14 protein-coding genes are annotated in these 18,087 nt (G+C 62.3%); 12 read left to right on the top strand and 2 right to left on the bottom strand.

The window, feature by feature from the left end; all coding sequences use genetic code 11:
- Nucleotides 1–140 precede the first annotated feature (140 nt).
- The 9 genes from secE to MesoLj_RS23850 all read left to right on the top strand — a co-directional run bounded on the left by secE (nt 141) and on the right by MesoLj_RS23850 (nt 13,192).
- Complete coding sequence (gene secE, locus MesoLj_RS23890) at nt 141–344, top strand: preprotein translocase subunit SecE (RefSeq protein WP_010909260.1); 204 nt, start codon at nt 141–143, stop codon at nt 342–344.
- Between the two features lie 29 nt (nt 345–373).
- Entirely contained in the window at nt 374–901 is a 528-nt protein-coding gene (gene nusG, locus MesoLj_RS23885; RefSeq protein ID WP_010909261.1) for a transcription termination/antitermination protein NusG, read from the top strand.
- 189 nt (nt 902–1,090) lie between these two features.
- Nucleotides 1,091–1,519, top strand: coding sequence for a 50S ribosomal protein L11 (rplK, locus tag MesoLj_RS23880; protein WP_010909262.1), 429 nt, complete (start codon nt 1,091–1,093; stop codon nt 1,517–1,519).
- Between the two features lie 4 nt (nt 1,520–1,523).
- Complete coding sequence (gene rplA, locus MesoLj_RS23875; RefSeq protein ID WP_056568375.1) at nt 1,524–2,222, top strand: 50S ribosomal protein L1; 699 nt, start codon at nt 1,524–1,526, stop codon at nt 2,220–2,222.
- Nucleotides 2,223–2,596: 374 nt separating this feature from the next.
- Entirely contained in the window at nt 2,597–3,115 is a 519-nt protein-coding gene (gene rplJ / locus MesoLj_RS23870; RefSeq protein ID WP_019857958.1) for a 50S ribosomal protein L10, read from the top strand.
- Nucleotides 3,116–3,169: 54 nt separating this feature from the next.
- A complete protein-coding gene (gene rplL / locus MesoLj_RS23865; protein WP_006202136.1) occupies nt 3,170–3,547 on the top strand; it encodes a 50S ribosomal protein L7/L12 in 378 nt (125 codons plus the stop codon).
- 262 nt (nt 3,548–3,809) lie between these two features.
- Nucleotides 3,810–7,946 carry a DNA-directed RNA polymerase subunit beta gene (rpoB, locus tag MesoLj_RS23860; RefSeq protein ID WP_140777467.1) on the top strand — a complete coding sequence of 1,379 codons (4,137 nt, stop codon included), beginning with the start codon at nt 3,810–3,812 and terminating at the stop codon, nt 7,944–7,946.
- A gap of 130 nt (nt 7,947–8,076) precedes the next feature.
- Nucleotides 8,077–12,273: a DNA-directed RNA polymerase subunit beta' gene (gene rpoC / locus MesoLj_RS23855; RefSeq protein WP_140777465.1), complete on the top strand. Its 4,197-nt coding sequence runs from the start codon at nt 8,077–8,079 to the stop codon at nt 12,271–12,273.
- A gap of 253 nt (nt 12,274–12,526) precedes the next feature.
- Nucleotides 12,527–13,192: an O-methyltransferase gene (locus tag MesoLj_RS23850; RefSeq protein WP_202322791.1), complete on the top strand. Its 666-nt coding sequence runs from the start codon at nt 12,527–12,529 to the stop codon at nt 13,190–13,192.
- 33 nt (nt 13,193–13,225) lie between these two features.
- On the opposite strand, the gene MesoLj_RS23845 is transcribed toward MesoLj_RS23850, so the two are convergent.
- Both MesoLj_RS23845 and MesoLj_RS23840 read right to left on the bottom strand, forming a co-directional pair.
- The gene (locus MesoLj_RS23845; RefSeq protein WP_202322790.1) at nt 13,226–14,161 is read right to left on the bottom strand and encodes a Gfo/Idh/MocA family protein; all 936 of its coding nucleotides are present in this window, start codon (nt 14,159–14,161) and stop codon (nt 13,226–13,228) included.
- Between the two features lie 114 nt (nt 14,162–14,275).
- Entirely contained in the window at nt 14,276–14,557 is a 282-nt protein-coding gene (locus tag MesoLj_RS23840) for a transcriptional regulator (RefSeq protein WP_140777459.1), read from the bottom strand.
- A gap of 473 nt (nt 14,558–15,030) precedes the next feature.
- Here MesoLj_RS23840 and rpsL point away from each other — a divergent pair, with 473 nt between their 5' ends.
- Genes rpsL through fusA form a run of 3 tightly spaced genes read left to right on the top strand, consistent with a single transcriptional unit; the run spans nt 15,031 to nt 18,053 of the window.
- Nucleotides 15,031–15,402, top strand: a complete 372-nt coding sequence (gene rpsL / locus MesoLj_RS23835; protein ID WP_006333356.1) for a 30S ribosomal protein S12 — start codon at nt 15,031–15,033, stop codon at nt 15,400–15,402.
- Nucleotides 15,403–15,462: 60 nt separating this feature from the next.
- On the top strand, nt 15,463–15,933 hold the full coding sequence (gene rpsG, locus MesoLj_RS23830; RefSeq protein WP_008875664.1) for a 30S ribosomal protein S7: 471 nt from the start codon (nt 15,463–15,465) through the stop codon (nt 15,931–15,933).
- A 29-nt stretch (nt 15,934–15,962) separates the two neighbouring features.
- Nucleotides 15,963–18,053: an elongation factor G gene (gene fusA / locus MesoLj_RS23825; RefSeq protein WP_140777457.1), complete on the top strand. Its 2,091-nt coding sequence runs from the start codon at nt 15,963–15,965 to the stop codon at nt 18,051–18,053.
- Nucleotides 18,054–18,087 lie beyond the last annotated feature (34 nt).

Raw genomic sequence — 18,087 nt, 5'->3', positions numbered from 1 at the left:
GGGAAGCCGGCTTTACGCGTCTGATTTGCATGGGCGAAGTGATTGCGCTGATTCGGCGTGAGACTGGGCTCAGGCGGCACGTCCCGGCCAGCGGGATCATCCAGGAGGCCCGGCCAACGGGTCTTGAAGACAGGCGGCATATGGCTTCGAAAACCACAAATCCTTTCGTCTTTCTCCAGCAGGTTCGCTCGGAGACCGCCAAGGTGACTTGGCCGTCGCGGCGCGAAACGATGATCTCGACGGTGATGGTTCTGGCCTTCGCTGTGATTGCGATGATCTTTTTCTTTAGCGCCGATCAGTTGATGGGCCTCGCGATCGAACAGATTCTGGGCATTGGACGCTAAGTCCGGCGATTACGGAGAAGTCTAAAAAAATGGCTGCGCGCTGGTACATCGTCCACGCTTATTCGAACTTTGAAAAGAAGGTCGCCGAGGACATCGAGAACAAGGCCAAGCAGAAGGGCCTGTCCGCCGATATCGAGCAGATCGTGGTTCCGACCGAGAAGGTCGTCGAGGTTCGTCGTGGCCGCAAGGTCGATGCCGAGCGCAAGTTCTTCCCGGGCTACGTGCTCCTGAAGGCCAACCTGACCGATGCCGTGTTTTCCCTGGTGAAGAACACGCCGAAGGTCACCGGCTTTCTCGGTGACTCCAAGCCGGTGCCGATCACCGAGGCGGAAGCGCAGCGCATCCTGAACCAGGTGCAGGAAGGCGTCGAGCGGCCGAAGCCCTCGGTCACGTTCGAGATCGGCGAGGCGATCCGCGTTTCGGATGGTCCTTTCGCGTCGTTCAACGGTTTCGTCCAGGAAGTGGACGAGGAGCGGGCGCGGCTCAAGGTGGAAGTTTCGATCTTCGGGCGCGCCGTGCCCGTCGATCTGGAATTCGGACAGGTCGAAAAGGGCTGATCCGAAATCCCCGATGTTGGGCCGGCGATGCCGGTTCGGCGATCGGGGGAGGCGGTGCGGAAACGCACGGCCTGAGAACGGTGGGAGGCGAATGTGGCTTTAGCCGGCCACGCGAACCGCACCACCAGACTGCAACCGCCGGTGTTTTCCCTGATGGTGGGACCGGCATAAACAAAGGCAGGAAAAGAGATGGCTAAGAAAATTGCAGGCCAGCTCAAGCTCCAGGTCTCCGCGGGTTCGGCTACGCCGTCGCCCCCGATCGGCCCGGCGCTTGGTCAGCGTGGCATCAATATCATGGAGTTCTGCAAGGCGTTCAACGCGCAGACCCAGGAAATGGAAAAGGGATCGCCGGTTCCGGTCGTCATCACCTACTACCAGGACAAGTCGTTCACCTTCGTCATGAAGACGCCGCCGGTGAGCTACTTCCTGAAGAAGGCCGCGAACCTGAAGTCGGGCTCGAAGGAGCCGGGCAAGGTCAAGGCTGGCACCGTTTCGCGCGACAAGGTGCGCGAGATCGCGACCGCCAAGATGAAGGATCTGAACGCAAACGACGTCGAGGCGGCCATGCGCATGGTCGAGGGCTCCGCCCGCTCGATGGGTCTGGAAGTGGTGGGCTGAGATCATGGCAAAGATTGCAAAGCGTGTATCGAAGACCCGCGAAGGCATTGATCCCAACAAGGCTTATGCCCTGGGTGAAGCGCTGAAACTGCTCAAGGACCGTTCCTCGGTCAAGTTCGACGAGACCGTCGAAGTCGCCATGAACCTCGGCGTCGACCCGCGCCATGCGGACCAGATGGTCCGCGGCGTGGTCAATCTGCCGAACGGCACCGGCCGCTCGGTTCGTGTCGCCGTGTTCGCCCGTGGCGACAAGGCCGAGGAAGCCAAGGCCGCCGGCGCCGACATCGTCGGTGCTGAGGACCTGGTCGACATCGTCCAGAAGGGCACGATCGATTTCGATCGCTGCATCGCCACGCCGGACATGATGCCGCTGGTCGGCCGTCTCGGCAAGGTGCTCGGCCCGCGCGGCATGATGCCGAACCCGAAGGTCGGCACCGTCACCACCGACGTCGCTGCCGCCGTCAAGGCATCGAAGGGCGGCGCGGTCGAGTTTCGCGTCGAGAAGGCCGGCATCGTTCATGCCGGCGTCGGCAAGGTCTCGTTCGACGTCAAGGCGCTCGAAGAGAACATCCGTGCCTTCGCCGATGCGGTGACCAAGGCAAAGCCGGCTGGCGCCAAGGGCAACTACGTCAAGAAGGTGTCGGTCACCTCGACGATGGGCCCGGGCCTCAAGCTCGACGTCGCGACGCTCGCTGCGTCCTGATTAAGACCATTTGGATCGGCCGCTGGACGGCCGATCCGTGACTGAATTCCGGGCCCCGGATTTATCCTGGGCCCGGTGCCGGAAGTCGAAAGGCTTCCGGACATCCTGTCCGAGATTGCAGGCGGCCCAAAAGCCTTAATTCATGTGGGCCTGCATGAGACGGGTGAAGACCCGACAACGGAGCAAGTGCTCCAATGAAAGGTTCGAACCGTGTTTGCCTTTTGTCTGCGCATCGTCGGCTTGCCGGCGGTGTGGCGAAAGGGGGCAGGATCCTCGAGCGTCGTTCGGGAGATCCGTTACTGGATGGCCCGGCCGGCAAAAGGCAACCCGACGCCTGTCCTCGAAATAGGGCAGGGGTCAACTGGAGATAGGCAGTGGACAGAGCGGAAAAACGCGAACTCGTCACGGGCCTGAACGAAGCGTTCGGAAACGCAGGTTCAGTCGTCGTGGCCCACTATGCCGGTATCACCGTCGCGCAAATGAACGACCTTCGGTCGAAAATGCGCGCTGCCGGTGGCACCGTTAAAGTCGCGAAGAACCGTCTCGCCAAAATCGCTCTTCAGGGCACGGACTCCGCATCGATCATCGATCTGTTCAAGGGACAGACGCTGATTGCTTATTCGGAGGATCCGATTGCGGCGCCGAAGGTCGCGTCCGATTTCGCCAAGGGAAATGACAAGCTTGTCATTCTCGGAGGCGCTATGGGCACCACCTCGCTCAACGCCGACGGTGTGAAGGCACTCGCCACACTTCCGTCGCTCGATGAGCTGCGCGCCAGGTTGGTTGGCATGATCGCCACGCCGGCAACCCGGATCGCCCAGATCGTCAATGCGCCAGCGGCCTCGGTCGCGCGCGTCATCGGCGCTTACGCCCGGAAGGACGAGGCGGCATGAGGCCGTTCCTCGCTATCAAAAACACACGTTCGAACCTAACGAAGGAATACAACAATGGCTGATCTCGCAAAGATCGTAGACGACCTTTCGAAGCTGACCGTCCTCGAGGCGGCCGAGCTGTCGAAGCTTCTGGAAGAAAAGTGGGGCGTTTCGGCTGCTGCTCCGGTGGCGGTTGCCGCTGCCGGCGGCGCTGCCGCTGCTGCTGCTCCGGTCGAGGAAAAGACGGAATTCGACGTCGTCCTCACCGACGCTGGCGCTCAGAAGATCAACGTCATCAAGGAAGTCCGCGCCATCACCGGTCTTGGCCTCAAGGAAGCCAAGGACCTGGTCGAAGCGGCTCCGAAGCCGGTCAAGGAAGGCGTTTCCAAGGCCGACGCTGACAAGTTCAAGGCCCAGCTGGAAGCAGCCGGCGCCAAGGTCGACCTGAAGTAAGCGTAAAAGCGGCGGGCGGCCTCGCGCCGTCCGCCACTCCCTTCGCCTGGAGGGAGGACGCGTAGCGCGAGATGTACGAGAACCTCTTTCCTGAGGGCCGCAACCGGCCTTCAGGAAACGGGTTTTCTCCCGTTTTAGCCGGCCGCCGACAAGCAATTCGTTGGGCGGACGGAGAACAGACAGAGAGCCGCCGCCCAGGCGGCTCGGTATGCAAGGCGGACCGCGGCGAGGTCCGCCCCGAGTTTAGAGCTAAGGAGCGACGATGGCCCAGACCCAGACTTTCAATGGCCGCAGACGCGTACGCAAGTTCTTCGGAAAGATTCCGGAAGTTGCGGAGATGCCGAACCTGATCGAGGTTCAGAAGGCATCCTATGACCAATTCCTGATGGTGGACGAGCCCAAGGGCGGGCGTCCGGACGAGGGACTGCAGGCTGTTTTCAAGTCGGTCTTCCCGATCTCCGATTTTTCCGGCTCCTCGATGCTGGAGTTCGTGAAGTACGAGTTCGAAGGACCGAAATTCGACGTTGACGAATGCCGTCAGCGCGACCTGACCTATGCTGCGCCGCTGAAGGTGACGCTGCGCCTCATCGTGTTCGATATTGACGAGGATACAGGCGCCAAGTCGATCAAGGACATCAAGGAGCAGGACGTCTACATGGGCGACATGCCGCTCATGACCTTGAACGGCACCTTCATCGTCAACGGCACCGAGCGCGTCATCGTCTCGCAGATGCACCGTTCGCCGGGCGTCTTCTTCGACCACGACAAGGGCAAGTCGCACTCGTCGGGCAAGCTTCTGTTCGCCGCGCGCGTCATTCCTTATCGCGGCTCCTGGCTCGACATCGAGTTCGATTCCAAGGACGTCGTGCACGCCCGCATCGACCGCCGCCGCAAGATTCCGGTGACGTCGCTGCTGATGGCGCTCGGCATGGACGGCGAAGAGATCCTGTCGACCTTCTACAACAAGATCAGCTACGTGCGCGCCGGCGACCACTGGCGCATTCCGTTCAACGTCGAGCGCTTCCGCGGCCTCAAGGCCGTCGGCGACCTGGTCGATGCCGACACGGGCGAGATCGTTGTCGAGCAAGGCAAGAAGATCACCGCCCGCCAGGCCAGGGCGCTTGGCGAAAAGGGCCTCAAGGCGATCAAGGCAACCGACGAGGATCTGCTCGGCAACTATCTGGCTGAGGACATCGTCAACTACGCCACCGGCGAGATTTTCCTCGAGGCCGGCGACGAGATCGACGAAAAGACGCTCAAGGTGCTGCTCGGCACCGGCGAGCAGGAGATCAAGATCCTCGACATCGACCATGTCAATGTCGGCGCCTATATCAGAAACACGCTCGCCGTCGACAAGAACGAGAGCCGCCAGGACGCACTGTTCGACATCTACCGTGTCATGCGCCCGGGCGAGCCGCCGACGCTCGAGACCGCCGAAGCCATGTTCAACTCGCTGTTCTTCGACAGCGAGCGCTATGACCTGTCGGCTGTCGGCCGCGTCAAGATGAACATGCGCCTCGAACTCAAGGCCGAGGACACCGTGCGCGTGCTGCGCAAGGACGACATCCTGGCCGTGGTCAAGACGCTGGTCGAACTGCGCGACGGCAAGGGCGAGATCGACGACATCGACAATCTCGGCAACCGCCGCGTGCGTTCTGTCGGCGAGCTGATGGAGAACCAGTACCGCGTCGGCCTGCTGCGCATGGAGCGCGCGATCAAGGAGCGTATGTCCTCGATCGAGATCGACACGGTCATGCCGCAGGACCTGATCAACGCCAAGCCGGCGGCCGCCGCCGTGCGCGAGTTCTTCGGCTCCTCGCAGCTGTCGCAGTTCATGGACCAGACCAACCCGCTGTCGGAGATCACCCACAAGCGCCGCCTGTCGGCGCTTGGACCGGGCGGTCTGACCCGCGAGCGCGCCGGCTTCGAGGTGCGCGACGTGCACCCGACGCATTACGGCCGTATCTGCCCGATCGAGACCCCGGAAGGCCCGAATATCGGTCTGATCAACTCGCTGGCCACCTTCGCACGCGTCAACAAGTACGGTTTCATCGAGAGCCCGTACCGCAAGATCGTCGACGGCAAGCTGACCAATGACGTCGTCTATCTCTCGGCGATGGAAGAAGCCAAGCACCATGTCGCGCAGGCCAATGCCGAGCTCGACAAGAATGGCGGCTTCGTCGACGAGTTCGTCATTTGCCGCAGTGCCGGCGAAGTGATGATGGCGCCGCGCGAAAACGTCGACCTGATGGACGTTTCGCCCAAGCAGATGGTGTCGGTGGCCGCGGCCCTGATCCCGTTCCTCGAGAACGACGACGCCAACCGCGCGCTGATGGGCTCGAACATGCAGCGTCAGGCCGTGCCGCTGGTGCGTGCCGAGGCGCCGTTCGTCGGCACCGGCATGGAGCCGATCGTCGCCCGTGACTCGGGCGCCGCCATCGGCGCCCGCCGCGGCGGCATCGTCGACCAGGTGGATGCGACGCGTATCGTTATCCGCGCCACCGAGGATCTCGATCCGGGTAAGTCCGGCGTCGATATCTACCGGCTGATGAAGTTCCAGCGTTCGAACCAGAACACCTGCATCAACCAGCGTCCGCTGGTGCGTATGGGTGACCGGGTCAACAAGGGTGACATCATCGCCGACGGTCCGTCGACGGAGCTCGGTGATCTGGCGCTCGGCCGCAACGTGCTGGTCGCGTTCATGCCGTGGAACGGCTACAACTACGAGGACTCGATCCTGCTCTCCGAGCGCATCGTCGCCGACGACGTCTTCACCTCGATCCATATCGAGGAGTTCGAGGTCATGGCGCGCGATACCAAGCTCGGTCCGGAGGAAATCACGCGCGACATTCCGAACGTTTCGGAAGAAGCGCTGAAGAACCTCGATGAAGCCGGCATCGTCTATATCGGCGCGGAAGTGCAGCCGGGCGACATCCTGGTCGGCAAGATCACGCCGAAGGGCGAAAGCCCGATGACGCCGGAAGAGAAGCTTCTGCGCGCCATCTTCGGCGAAAAGGCTTCCGACGTGCGCGACACCTCGATGCGCATGCCTCCGGGCACTTTCGGCACCGTCGTCGAGGTGCGCGTGTTCAATCGCCACGGTGTGGAGAAGGACGAGCGCGCCATGGCGATCGAGCGCGAGGAGATCGAACGCCTCGCAAAGGACCGTGACGACGAGCAGGCCATCCTGGACCGCAACGTCTACGCGCGTCTTTCCGACGTGCTCGTCGGCAAGGAAGCGATTGCCGGACCGAAGGGCTTCAAGAAGGGCTCGACGCTGTCCAAGGATACGCTCGACGAGTATCCGCGTTCGCAGTGGTGGCAGTTTGCCGTGGAGAACGAAAAGCTCCAGAGCGAACTGGAAGCCCTGCGTGGCCAGTACGACGACTCCAAGAAGGCGCTCGAACAGCGCTTCATGGACAAGGTCGAGAAGGTGCAGCGCGGCGACGAAATGCCTCCGGGCGTCATGAAGATGGTCAAGGTCTTCGTGGCGGTGAAGCGCAAGATGCAGCCTGGCGACAAGATGGCCGGCCGTCATGGCAACAAGGGTGTCGTGTCGCGCATCGTTCCGGTCGAGGACATGCCTTTCCTCGAGGACGGCACGCATGCCGATATCGTGCTCAACCCGCTGGGTGTGCCGAGCCGCATGAATGTCGGCCAGATCCTGGAAACGCACCTGGGCTGGGCTTGCGCAGGCATGGGCAAGAAGATCGGCGAGCTGATCGACACGTACAAGGCGGCCGGCGACATCAAGCCGCTGCGCAAGACGCTCGAGAGCTTCATGCCGGCCAACGACCGCAACGAGCCGGTTCGCGAATATGACGACGAGAGCATTGTTCGCCTCAGCGAGCAGATGCGCCGCGGCGTCTCGATCGCGACCCCGGTGTTCGACGGCGCGCACGAGGCTGACATCAACATCATGCTGGAGCAGGCGGGCCTGCACACATCAGGTCAGTCGCAGCTCTATGACGGACGCACGGGCGAGCCGTTCGATCGCAAGGTGACGATGGGCTATATCTACATGCTCAAGCTTCACCACCTGGTGGACGACAAGATCCACGCGCGTTCGATCGGTCCGTACTCGCTCGTCACCCAGCAGCCGCTGGGTGGCAAGGCGCAGTTCGGTGGCCAGCGCTTCGGCGAAATGGAGGTCTGGGCGCTGGAAGCCTATGGCGCCGCCTACACGCTGCAGGAAATGCTGACGGTGAAGTCGGACGACGTCGCCGGCCGCACCAAGGTCTACGAGGCGATTGTGCGCGGCGACGACACGTTCGAGGCCGGCATTCCCGAGAGCTTCAACGTGCTCGTCAAGGAAATGCGGTCGCTTGGCCTCAATGTCGAGTTGGAGAACACCAAGCTCGACGACGCCCCGGTTCGGCTGCCCGACGCGGCTGAGTAAGGCTACGGCGCGCCGCACGAAGTTGTGGCGCGCCAAACCAATTCGTCGGCCTGTGGCCGACAAAGGCGGCGGGCGTTTGGCCCGCGACTAGATGCAAGGGGTTTTCGAGGACCCCGAAAAGGAGAACGGCATGAACCAAGAGGTCATGAATCTCTTCAATCCGCAGGCGCCTGCGCAGGTGTTCGATTCCATCCGGATCTCACTGGCCAGCCCTGAGAAGATTCTGTCCTGGTCGTTCGGCGAGATCAAGAAGCCGGAGACCATTAACTACCGCACCTTCAAGCCGGAGCGTGACGGTCTGTTCTGCGCGCGCATTTTTGGCCCGATCAAGGACTATGAGTGCCTGTGCGGCAAGTACAAGCGCATGAAGTACAAGGGCGTCATCTGCGAGAAGTGCGGCGTCGAAGTCACGCTGTCGCGCGTCCGCCGCGAGCGCATGGGCCATATCGAGCTCGCCGCTCCCGTCGCTCACATCTGGTTCCTGAAGTCGCTGCCCTCGCGCATCGGCACGCTGCTCGACATGACGCTGAAGGATATCGAGCGCGTCCTCTACTTCGAGAACTACATCGTCACCGAGCCTGGCCTCACCGCGCTGAAGGAGCACCAGCTGCTCAGCGAGGAAGAGTACATGATCGCCGTCGACGAGTATGGCGAGGATTCTTTCACCGCCATGATCGGCGCCGAGGCCATTCATGACCTCCTGGCCGGCATGGACCTGGAGAAGATCGCCGGCGACCTGCGTTCGGAACTGGCTTCGACCACGTCCGAGCTCAAGCAGAAGAAGTATCTGAAGCGGCTCAAGGTCGTCGAGAACTTCATGGAATCCGGCAACCGTCCGGAATGGATGATCATGAAGGTGGTTCCGGTGATCCCGCCGGACCTGCGCCCGCTCGTCCCGCTGGACGGCGGCCGTTTTGCCACGTCCGATCTGAACGACCTCTATCGCCGCGTCATCAACCGCAACAACCGTCTGAAGCGGCTGATCGAGCTGCGCGCTCCCGGCATCATTGTGCGCAATGAAAAACGCATGCTGCAGGAAGCCGTCGATGCGCTGTTCGACAACGGCCGTCGCGGCCGCGTCATCACCGGCGCCAACAAGCGCCCGCTGAAGTCGCTGTCCGACATGCTCAAGGGCAAGCAGGGCCGGTTCCGCCAGAACCTGCTCGGCAAGCGCGTCGACTATTCCGGCCGTTCGGTCATCGTCACCGGTCCGGAGCTCAAGCTGCACCAGTGCGGCCTGCCGAAGAAGATGGCGCTCGAACTGTTCAAGCCCTTCATCTACGCCCGTCTTGACGCCAAGGGTTATTCCTCGACCGTCAAGCAGGCCAAGAAGCTGGTCGAGAAGGAGCGTCCGGAGGTCTGGGATATTCTTGACGAGGTCATCCGCGAGCATCCGGTGCTGTTGAACCGCGCGCCGACGCTGCACCGCCTCGGCATCCAGGCGTTCGAGCCGATCCTGATCGAGGGCAAGGCGATCCAGCTGCATCCGCTGGTCTGCACGGCCTTCAACGCCGACTTCGACGGTGACCAGATGGCTGTTCACGTGCCGCTGTCCCTGGAAGCGCAGCTTGAAGCCCGCGTGCTGATGATGTCGACCAACAACATCCTGCACCCGGCTTCCGGCGCGCCGATCATCGTGCCGTCGCAGGACATGGTTCTGGGTCTCTACTATCTCTCGATCGTCAACCAGAACGAGCCGGGCGAGGGCATGGTGTTTGCCGACATGGGCGAACTCCAGCACGCGCTCGAGACCAAGGCGGTGACCCTGCACGCCAAGATCAAGGGCCGCTTCCGCACGGTCGACGCCGAAGGCAAGGTCGTGTCGAAGATCCATGACACCACGCCTGGCCGCATGATCATCGGCGAGCTTCTGCCGAAGAACGTCAACGTGCCTTACGAGACCGCCAACCAGGAGATGACCAAGAAGAACATCTCCAAGATGATCGACACCGTCTACCGCCATTGCGGTCAGAAGGAGACGGTCATTTTCTGCGACCGCATCATGGCGCTCGGTTTCGCTCACGCCTGCCGTGCCGGCATTTCGTTCGGCAAGGACGACATGCTGATCCCGGATACCAAGATCAAGCTGGTCTCCGACACCGAGGCTTTGGCCAAGGAATACGAGCAGCAGTACAATGACGGCCTGATCACCCAGGGCGAGAAGTACAACAAGGTCGTCGACGCCTGGGCCAAGTGCTCGGAAAAGGTCGCCGACGAAATGATGGCCCGCATCAAGGCGGTCGAGTTCGAGGACAATGGCCGTCAGAAGCCGATGAACTCGATCTACATGATGTCGCACTCCGGTGCGCGTGGCTCGCCCACCCAGATGCGTCAGCTCGCCGGCATGCGCGGCCTGATGGCCAAGCCGTCGGGTGAAATCATCGAGACGCCGATCATCTCGAACTTCAAGGAAGGCCTGACCGTGCTCGAGTACTTCAACTCGACCCACGGCGCCCGCAAAGGTCTGGCCGACACCGCCTTGAAGACGGCGAACTCGGGTTATCTCACCCGCCGCCTGGTCGACGTGGCGCAGGACTGCATCGTCAACTCCGTGGATTGCGGCACCGACAAGGGCCTCACCATGCAGCCGATCGTCGATGCCGGTCAGGTCGTTGCTTCGGTCGGCCAGCGCGTGCTGGGCCGCACCGCGCTCGACGACATCAACCATCCGGTGACCGGCGACCTGCTGGTCAAGGCCGGAACGCTGATGGACGAGCGCGACGTGGAGCAGATCGAAAAGGCCGGCGTCCAGTCGGTCCGCATCCGCTCGGCACTGACCTGCGAGGTCAGGGTTGGCGTGTGCGCGGTCTGCTACGGACGCGATCTGGCGCGCGGCACCCCGGTCAACCAGGGTGAAGCCGTCGGCGTCATCGCGGCGCAGTCGATCGGCGAGCCGGGCACCCAGCTCACCATGCGTACCTTCCACATGGGCGGTACCGCGCAGGTGGTGGACTCTTCGTTCCTTGAAGCCTCCTATGAGGGCAAGGTCGAGATCCGCAACCGCAACGTGGTGCGCAACTCCGACGGCCAGCAGATGGTCATGGGCCGCAACATGGCGGTGCTGATCCTCGACGAAGCCGGCAAGGAGCGCGCCACGCACCGTGTCACCTATGGTTCGCGCATCTTCGTGGACGATGGCGACAAGGTGAAGCGTGGCCAGCGTATCGCGGAGTGGGATCCCTACACCCGCCCTGTCCTCACCGAAATCGAGGGCAAGGTGTCGTACGAGGATCTGGTCGACGGCATTTCCGTTCAGGAAACGGCCGACGAGTCGACCGGCATCACCAAGCGTGAGGTCATCGACTGGCGTTCGACGCCGCGCGGCAACGACCTGAAGCCGGCGATCGCCATCCTGGACGCCAAGGGCAAGGTCGGCAAGCTGTCGAAGGGCGGCGATGCCCGCTTCCTGCTCTCGGTCGAGGCCATTCTCTCGGTCGAGCCGGGTGCGCAGGTTCGTCCCGGCGACGTGCTGGCGCGTATCCCGATGGAAAGCGCCAAGACCAAGGACATCACCGGCGGTCTGCCGCGTGTTGCCGAACTGTTCGAGGCACGTCGTCCGAAGGATCACGCCATCATCGCCGAGATCGATGGCACGATCCGCTTCGGCCGCGACTACAAGAACAAGCGCCGCATCATCATCGAGCCGCATGACTCGACGCTCGAGCCGGTCGAATACCTGATCCCGAAGGGCAAGCCGTTCCATCTCCAGGACGGCGACGTCATCGAGAAGGGCGACTACATCCTCGACGGCAATCCGGCGCCGCACGACATCCTGGCGATCAAGGGCGTGGAGGCACTTGCGTCCTACCTCGTGAACGAGATCCAGGAAGTCTATCGCTTGCAGGGCGTGTCGATCAACGACAAGCACATCGAGGTGATCGTCCGCCAGATGCTGCAGAAGGTCGAGATCACCACGCAGGGCGACTCGACCTACATTCCGGGCGACCACGTCGACGTGATCGAGCTGGAAGAGGTCAACGAGCGTCTGATCGAGGACGGCAAGAAGCCGGCCGAAGGCCAGCCGGTGCTGCTCGGCATCACCAAGGCCTCGCTGCAGACGCCGTCCTTCATCTCGGCCGCCTCCTTCCAGGAGACGACCAGGGTGCTGACGGAAGCCGCGGTTGCCGGCAAGACCGACATGCTGCAGGGCTTGAAGGAAAACGTCATCGTCGGCCGGCTGATCCCGGCCGGTACGGGCGGCACGATGAGCCAGATCCGGCGCATCGCCACCTCGCGCGACGAACTGATCATCGACGAGCGCCGCAAGGCCTCCGGTGTGGAAGTCGCCGAGCCGATGCTGGCCGATATGACAACCGCCGCGCAGTAAGCGCGGCGGGAGCAGTTCCAGGAAAAGTGCAAAGCGGTTTTCCGTCCGGAATTGCGCCACAACAAAAGATAGAGCGGTTCGGCGTTTCCTTGAAACGATGAACCGCTCTCGGAAATCTCAGGCAACAGGGCCGTCGGGGCAACCCGGCGGCCTTTTTGTTTTCCGGGGCGCGGCGAAGTTGGTATCCATGACGGTAAGAGGGCCCACTGGGTCCCACCTTTCGCGTTTCGGCTTTCGATCGGAGAAGAAAACGATGAGCAGGAAAACCTGGGCCGCTGTCGATGACTACATCGTTGATGCCCTGCTCGAGGCGGATCCCGCCCTCGACGCTGTCCTGGCGACCAATCGTGACCAAGGTTTGCCGCCGATCGACGTCTCGGCGGCGCAGGGCAAGCTGCTTTCGCTCCTCGCGCGAATTCAGGGAGCGAAGAAGATCCTCGAAATCGGCACGCTGGGTGGTTACTCCACGATCTGGATGGCGCGAGCGTTGCCCATGGACGGCAAGGTCGTGACGCTTGAACTCGATCCGCACCACGCCAAGGTCGCGGGGTCTAATTTTGTCCGTGCGGGCGTGTCGGAGCGCGTGGAGTTGCGGGTCGGGCCGGCCCTTCAGTCGCTTGCGGCGCTAAGCGCTGAGAATGCCGGGCCGTTCGATCTCATCTTCATTGATGCCGACAAGCCGAACAACCCGAACTACCTGTCCTGGGCCATGCGGCTTTCGCGGCCGGGGACGGTGATCATCTGCGACAATGTCATCCGCGACGGCGCGGTGATCGATAAGGGTGGCCATGACGCCAATGTCGTGGGCGCCCGGGCAGCGTTCTCATTCATCGGTGGCGACAGGCGCCTGGATGGCACCGCCATCCAGACAGTCGGCGCCAAGGGTTATGATGGCTTTGCGATTGCGATTGTCAGTTGAAAATCGAGCGACGGTCGGCCGGCGCATCCCTGTTCAGTCAAAAAACGCCTCGACCACGTTGCGCTTGCCTAGCATGAAGGCGTCGGCGACATGCTGCAGCGGCGCGAGATCGACGTCCGAGGCGCCGGCGCGCACGATCTCCGCGAAACGCTTGTAGAGCATCGGGTATTCCGCCTCCTGCTCGTCATGGACGACGCGGCCGTCAATGGCGAGCTTCGAGCCTCCGCCGGAAAGCACCATCTTGCCTGCATCCGTGTCGGCCAGGATGTCCCAGCTTTGCGGGCCGGTCTGCAGCCAGTCGAGGTCCATCGTCACCGGCAATCCGTTCGAGGTGCGGAAGGTGACTTGCGCCGCGACCGGGGCAGCGCGGTTTTCGGGAAAGTCGAGCACGGCCGACGTGATGAACATCGCCGGCAGGATGTGGGTCACGATCGACAGCGCGTTGATGCCGGGATCGAAGACACCAAAGCCGCCCGGTGCCCAGATCCAGTCCTGGTTCGGATGCCAGCGGCGCACATCTTCCTTCCAGACGATCGCAGCCGAGCGGATCCGGGTCGATGCGAGAAAGCTGCGCGCGGCCTCCACCGCCGGCGCATAGCGCGAGTGCCAGCTGGCGAACAGGGAGACGCCGTTTTTCGCGGCCAGCACCTTCAGATCCTCGACCTCGCTGACCGTGGCGCCCGGCGGCTTTTCCAGGAAGACATGCTTCTTCGCCTCTATCGCGGTGCGCGCGGCATCGTAACGGAATTGCGGTGGCATGCAGAGCGAGACGGCGTCGAGCTCCGGCACCGCGTCAAGCATCGCCTCGATGGTGGGAAAATTCGGGATGCCGTCGACCTTGCCGTGCCGGCTTGCCGCGGCGGCGAGGCGATAGTTCTGGTCCTTCGCCAGGGCCGGCAGGTGCTGGTCGCGCACGATCTTGCCGACGCCGACAATGCCTATCTTAATGGGATTGCTGTTCGAGGACATGGGGGCTCCGAGATGGGAAGGGCAGATTTTTTCCAGGCGTGAGACGATAGCCTGGCAAGTTGCAATGGATGGAGCATCGGCCTGGCCGACGTCAGCCGCGTCCGGACATGATTCTCAGATCGGCTCGTCGAAGGTGACGATCGACACTTCGCCTTCGAGCGCGCCTTGGTAGGCCGACAGGTGCGGCTCGTCATCGGGTACGCCTTCCATGTCGCCGATCTGGTCGAGCTCGGCCTCCGCGTAACCTTCCGCGGCAAGCGATTCGAGAGCGCGGCGCACCGCCGAATCGTCATCGGGAGCGACCAGCATGACATGCACCCCCTCCGCTTTGCCGCCTTTGCGCTTCCACACCCGGCCGGTAATGATGGTGACCGGGCGTTCTTCATTGTCGTTCACGGACTGATTCCTCCTGGCAAAGGGCAGGCGAGGGCATTTTGAGTTGCTCAGGCGGCTTTTCGCATGAAGCGAGGTCGCGCAAAAGCCAAAAACCGGTCACTTTCTTCCTCGCCCTTGCAAACTGGCGAAAGAAAATTACATGCGGTTTTCGCATGGCTGCCAAGCCAGGGCTTCAATGCAATATTTGCCGTTGCGGGGTTGACGCTTCGCGGGCTTGCGAGTAGAAGCCGGCCAGTCAGAACCGATGTGAGGCTCTCCTTTCCGAAGCGACACGCTTTGGAGTTTGCTTCAAACAGGGTTCGTTTTACGAGCGAAAAGACATTTCCGGCGTGCATGAAGCGGCTTCCGCTTCCTCTGCCATTTGTTCGGGCAAGACCGCGAGGCGCGGTTTGTGGCCCGAATTTGCGTATGGAAATGACGCTTTGAGCGGCCCTGACCGGGCGAGACACGGAATTGAGAGACAAGAGGGTTTAATGCCTACCGTCAACCAGCTGATCCGCAAGCCGCGCATTGCGCCGGTGAAGCGCAACAAGGTCCCGGCCATGCAGCAGAACCCGCAGAAGCGGGGCGTCTGCACGCGCGTCTATACAACGACGCCGAAGAAGCCGAACTCGGCGCTGCGTAAGGTGGCCAAGATCCGCCTGACCAATGGTTTTGAAGTGATCGGTTACATCCCCGGCGAAGGTCACAACCTTCAGGAGCACTCCGTGGTGATGATCCGCGGCGGCCGCGTCAAGGATCTTCCGGGCGTCCGCTACCACATCATCCGCGGCGTGCTCGACACGCAGGGCGTGAAGAACCGCAAGCAGCGCCGTTCGAAGTACGGCGCAAAGCGTCCGAAGTAAGATTTTCCGGCCCTGGCGCTGCTTCAATGCGTCGGGCTACGAGATTGAGAGACAAAAGCCATGTCGCGTCGTCACAGTGCAGAAAAGCGTGAGATCAACCCGGACCCGAAGTTCGGCGATCTGATCGTTACCAAGTTCATGAATGCCGTCATGTATGACGGCAAGAAGTCGGTCGCCGAGACCATCGTCTATGGCGCGCTCGACCAGGTCCAGTCGAAGACCAAGCAGGAGCCGGTCACCGTCTTCCATCAGGCGCTCGACAATGTCGCGCCGCATGTGGAAGTGCGTTCGCGTCGCGTCGGCGGCGCCACCTACCAGGTTCCGGTCGACGTGCGTCCCGAGCGCCGCCAGGCATTGGCCATCCGTTGGCTGATCGCGGCTGCTCGCAACCGCAACGAGACCACCATGGTCGACCGCCTCTCGGGCGAGCTGATGGACGCGGCCAACAACCGCGGCACCGCCGTCAAGAAGCGTGAAGACACCCACAAGATGGCTGAAGCCAACCGCGCTTTCGCACACTACCGCTGGTAAAGCGCGAACAGGACTGAGAGGCAGCTACGATGGCCCGCGAATACAAAATCGAAGACTACCGCAATTTCGGTATCATGGCGCATATTGACGCCGGCAAGACGACGACCACCGAGCGCGTCCTCTATTACACGGGCAAGTCGCACAAGATCGGCGAAGTGCACGACGGCGCTGCCACCATGGACTGGATGGAGCAGGAGCAGGAACGCGGCATCACCATCACGTCCGCCGCGACCACGACCTTCTGGAAGGGTCGCGACGGCAAGATGCACCGCTTCAACATCATCGACACTCCCGGACACGTTGACTTCACCATTGAAGTCGAGCGTTCGCTGCGCGTGCTCGACGGCGCCATCGCGCTGCTCGACGCCAACGCCGGTGTCGAGCCACAGACGGAAACCGTCTGGCGCCAGGCCGACAAGTACCGCGTGCCGCGCATGATCTTCTGCAACAAGATGGACAAGATCGGCGCCGACTTCTATCGCTCGGTCGAGATGATCGGCTCGCGCCTCGGCGCGCAGGCTGTCGTCATGCAGCTGCCGATCGGCGCCGAGACCGAGTTCAAGGGTGTCGTCGACCTCGTCGAGATGAACGCGCTTGTCTGGCGTGACGAGACCCTGGGCGCTGCCTGGGACATCGTCGAGATCCCGGCCGACCTCAAGGCCCGTGCCGAGGAATACCGCGAGAAGATGATCGAAGCCGCCGTCGAAATGGACGAGACGGCCCTCGAGAACTACCTCGAAGGCAAGATGCCGTCGAATGACGAGATCCGTTCGCTGATCCGCAAGGGCACGATCGCGGTCAAGTTCTACCCCATGTTCTGCGGCTCGGCTTTCAAGAACAAGGGCGTGCAGCCGCTGCTCGACGCCGTTGTCGAATACCTGCCGTCGCCGGCCGACGTTCCCGCCATCAAGGGTGTCGATGCCAAGACCGATGCCGAGATCGAGCGTCATGCGGACGATAACGAGCCGCTCTCGATGCTCGCCTTCAAGATCATGAACGACCCGTTCGTCGGTTCGTTGACCTTTGCCCGTATCTATTCAGGCAAGCTCACCAAGGGCGTCTCCGTTGACAACACCGTCAAGGGCAAGAAGGAGCGCATCGGCCGCATGCTGCAGATGCATGCGAATTCGCGCGCCGACGTCGAGGAAGCTTTCGCCGGCGACATCGTTGCCCTGGCGGGCCTCAAGGATACGACCACTGGCGACACGCTGTGCGATCCGTTGCACCCGGTCATCCTCGAGCGCATGGAATTCCCCGATCCGGTCATCCAGATCGCCATCGAGCCGAAGACCAAGAACGACCAGGAAAAGATGGGCCTCGCCCTTCATCGCCTGGCTGCCGAGGATCCGTCCTTCCGCGTCAAGACCGACGAGGAAAGCGGCCAGACCATCATCTCCGGCATGGGCGAACTGCACCTCGACATCATCGTCGACCGCATGCGCCGCGAGTTCAAGGTCGAAGCCAATGTCGGCGCTCCGCAGGTGGCCTATCGCGAGACGATCACCCGCAAGCACGAGCAGGATTACACCCACAAGAAGCAGACCGGCGGTACCGGCCAATTCGCTCGCGTGAAAGTTGTGTTCGAGCCGAATGCCGAGGGCGAAGACTTCGTGTTCGAGTCCAAGATCGTCGGCGGCGCCGTGCCGAAGGAATACATTCCAGGCGTCGAGAAGGGCATCCAGAGCGTCATGGGCGCTGGTCCGTTCGCGGGCTTCCCGATGATCGGCGTCAGGGCGACGCTGATCGACGGCGCTTACCACGACGTCGACTCTTCGGTCCTGGCCTTCGAAATCGCGTCCCGTGCCTGCTTCCGTGAGGCCGCGCCCAAGCTTGGCGTGCAGCTGCTGGAGCCGATCATGAAGGTCGAGGTCGTGACGCCGGAAGACTATGTCGGCAGCGTCATCGGCGACCTGAACGGCCGTCGTGGCCAGATCCAGGGCCAGGAAGCGCGTGGCGTGGCCGTCGTCATCAACGCGATGGTGCCGCTCGCCAACATGTTCAAGTACGTCGACAACCTGCGCTCGATGAGCCAGGGCCGCGCGGCCTACACGATGCAGTTCGATCACTACGAGCCGGTTCCGACCGCGGTCGCCCAGGAAGTCCAGAAAAAGTACGCGTAACTCGAAAGAGCTGCCGCGGTAACGCAATTCAAAG

Source organism: Mesorhizobium sp. 113-3-9 (assembly GCF_016756515.1).
Taxonomy (GTDB): domain Bacteria; phylum Pseudomonadota; class Alphaproteobacteria; order Rhizobiales; family Rhizobiaceae; genus Mesorhizobium.
This window is presented reverse-complemented; position numbering and strand designations above follow the sequence as displayed.

What these genes read in the sequence shown, in the direction of transcription:
- secE (WP_010909260.1), top strand. Translation starts at nt 141, where the DNA reads ATGGCTTCGAAAACCACAAATCCTTTCGTCTTTCTCCAGCAGGTTCGC.
- nusG (WP_010909261.1), top strand. Translation starts at nt 374, where the DNA reads ATGGCTGCGCGCTGGTACATCGTCCACGCTTATTCGAACTTTGAAAAG.
- rplK (WP_010909262.1), top strand. Translation starts at nt 1,091, where the DNA reads ATGGCTAAGAAAATTGCAGGCCAGCTCAAGCTCCAGGTCTCCGCGGGT.
- rplA (WP_056568375.1), top strand. Translation starts at nt 1,524, where the DNA reads ATGGCAAAGATTGCAAAGCGTGTATCGAAGACCCGCGAAGGCATTGAT.
- rplL (WP_006202136.1), top strand. Translation starts at nt 3,170, where the DNA reads ATGGCTGATCTCGCAAAGATCGTAGACGACCTTTCGAAGCTGACCGTC.
- rpoB (WP_140777467.1), top strand. Translation starts at nt 3,810, where the DNA reads ATGGCCCAGACCCAGACTTTCAATGGCCGCAGACGCGTACGCAAGTTC.
- rpoC (WP_140777465.1), top strand. Translation starts at nt 8,077, where the DNA reads ATGAACCAAGAGGTCATGAATCTCTTCAATCCGCAGGCGCCTGCGCAG.
- MesoLj_RS23850 (WP_202322791.1), top strand. Translation starts at nt 12,527, where the DNA reads ATGAGCAGGAAAACCTGGGCCGCTGTCGATGACTACATCGTTGATGCC.
- MesoLj_RS23845 (WP_202322790.1), bottom strand. Translation starts at nt 14,161, where the DNA reads ATGTCCTCGAACAGCAATCCCATTAAGATAGGCATTGTCGGCGTCGGC.
- rpsL (WP_006333356.1), top strand. Translation starts at nt 15,031, where the DNA reads ATGCCTACCGTCAACCAGCTGATCCGCAAGCCGCGCATTGCGCCGGTG.
- rpsG (WP_008875664.1), top strand. Translation starts at nt 15,463, where the DNA reads ATGTCGCGTCGTCACAGTGCAGAAAAGCGTGAGATCAACCCGGACCCG.
- fusA (WP_140777457.1), top strand. Translation starts at nt 15,963, where the DNA reads ATGGCCCGCGAATACAAAATCGAAGACTACCGCAATTTCGGTATCATG.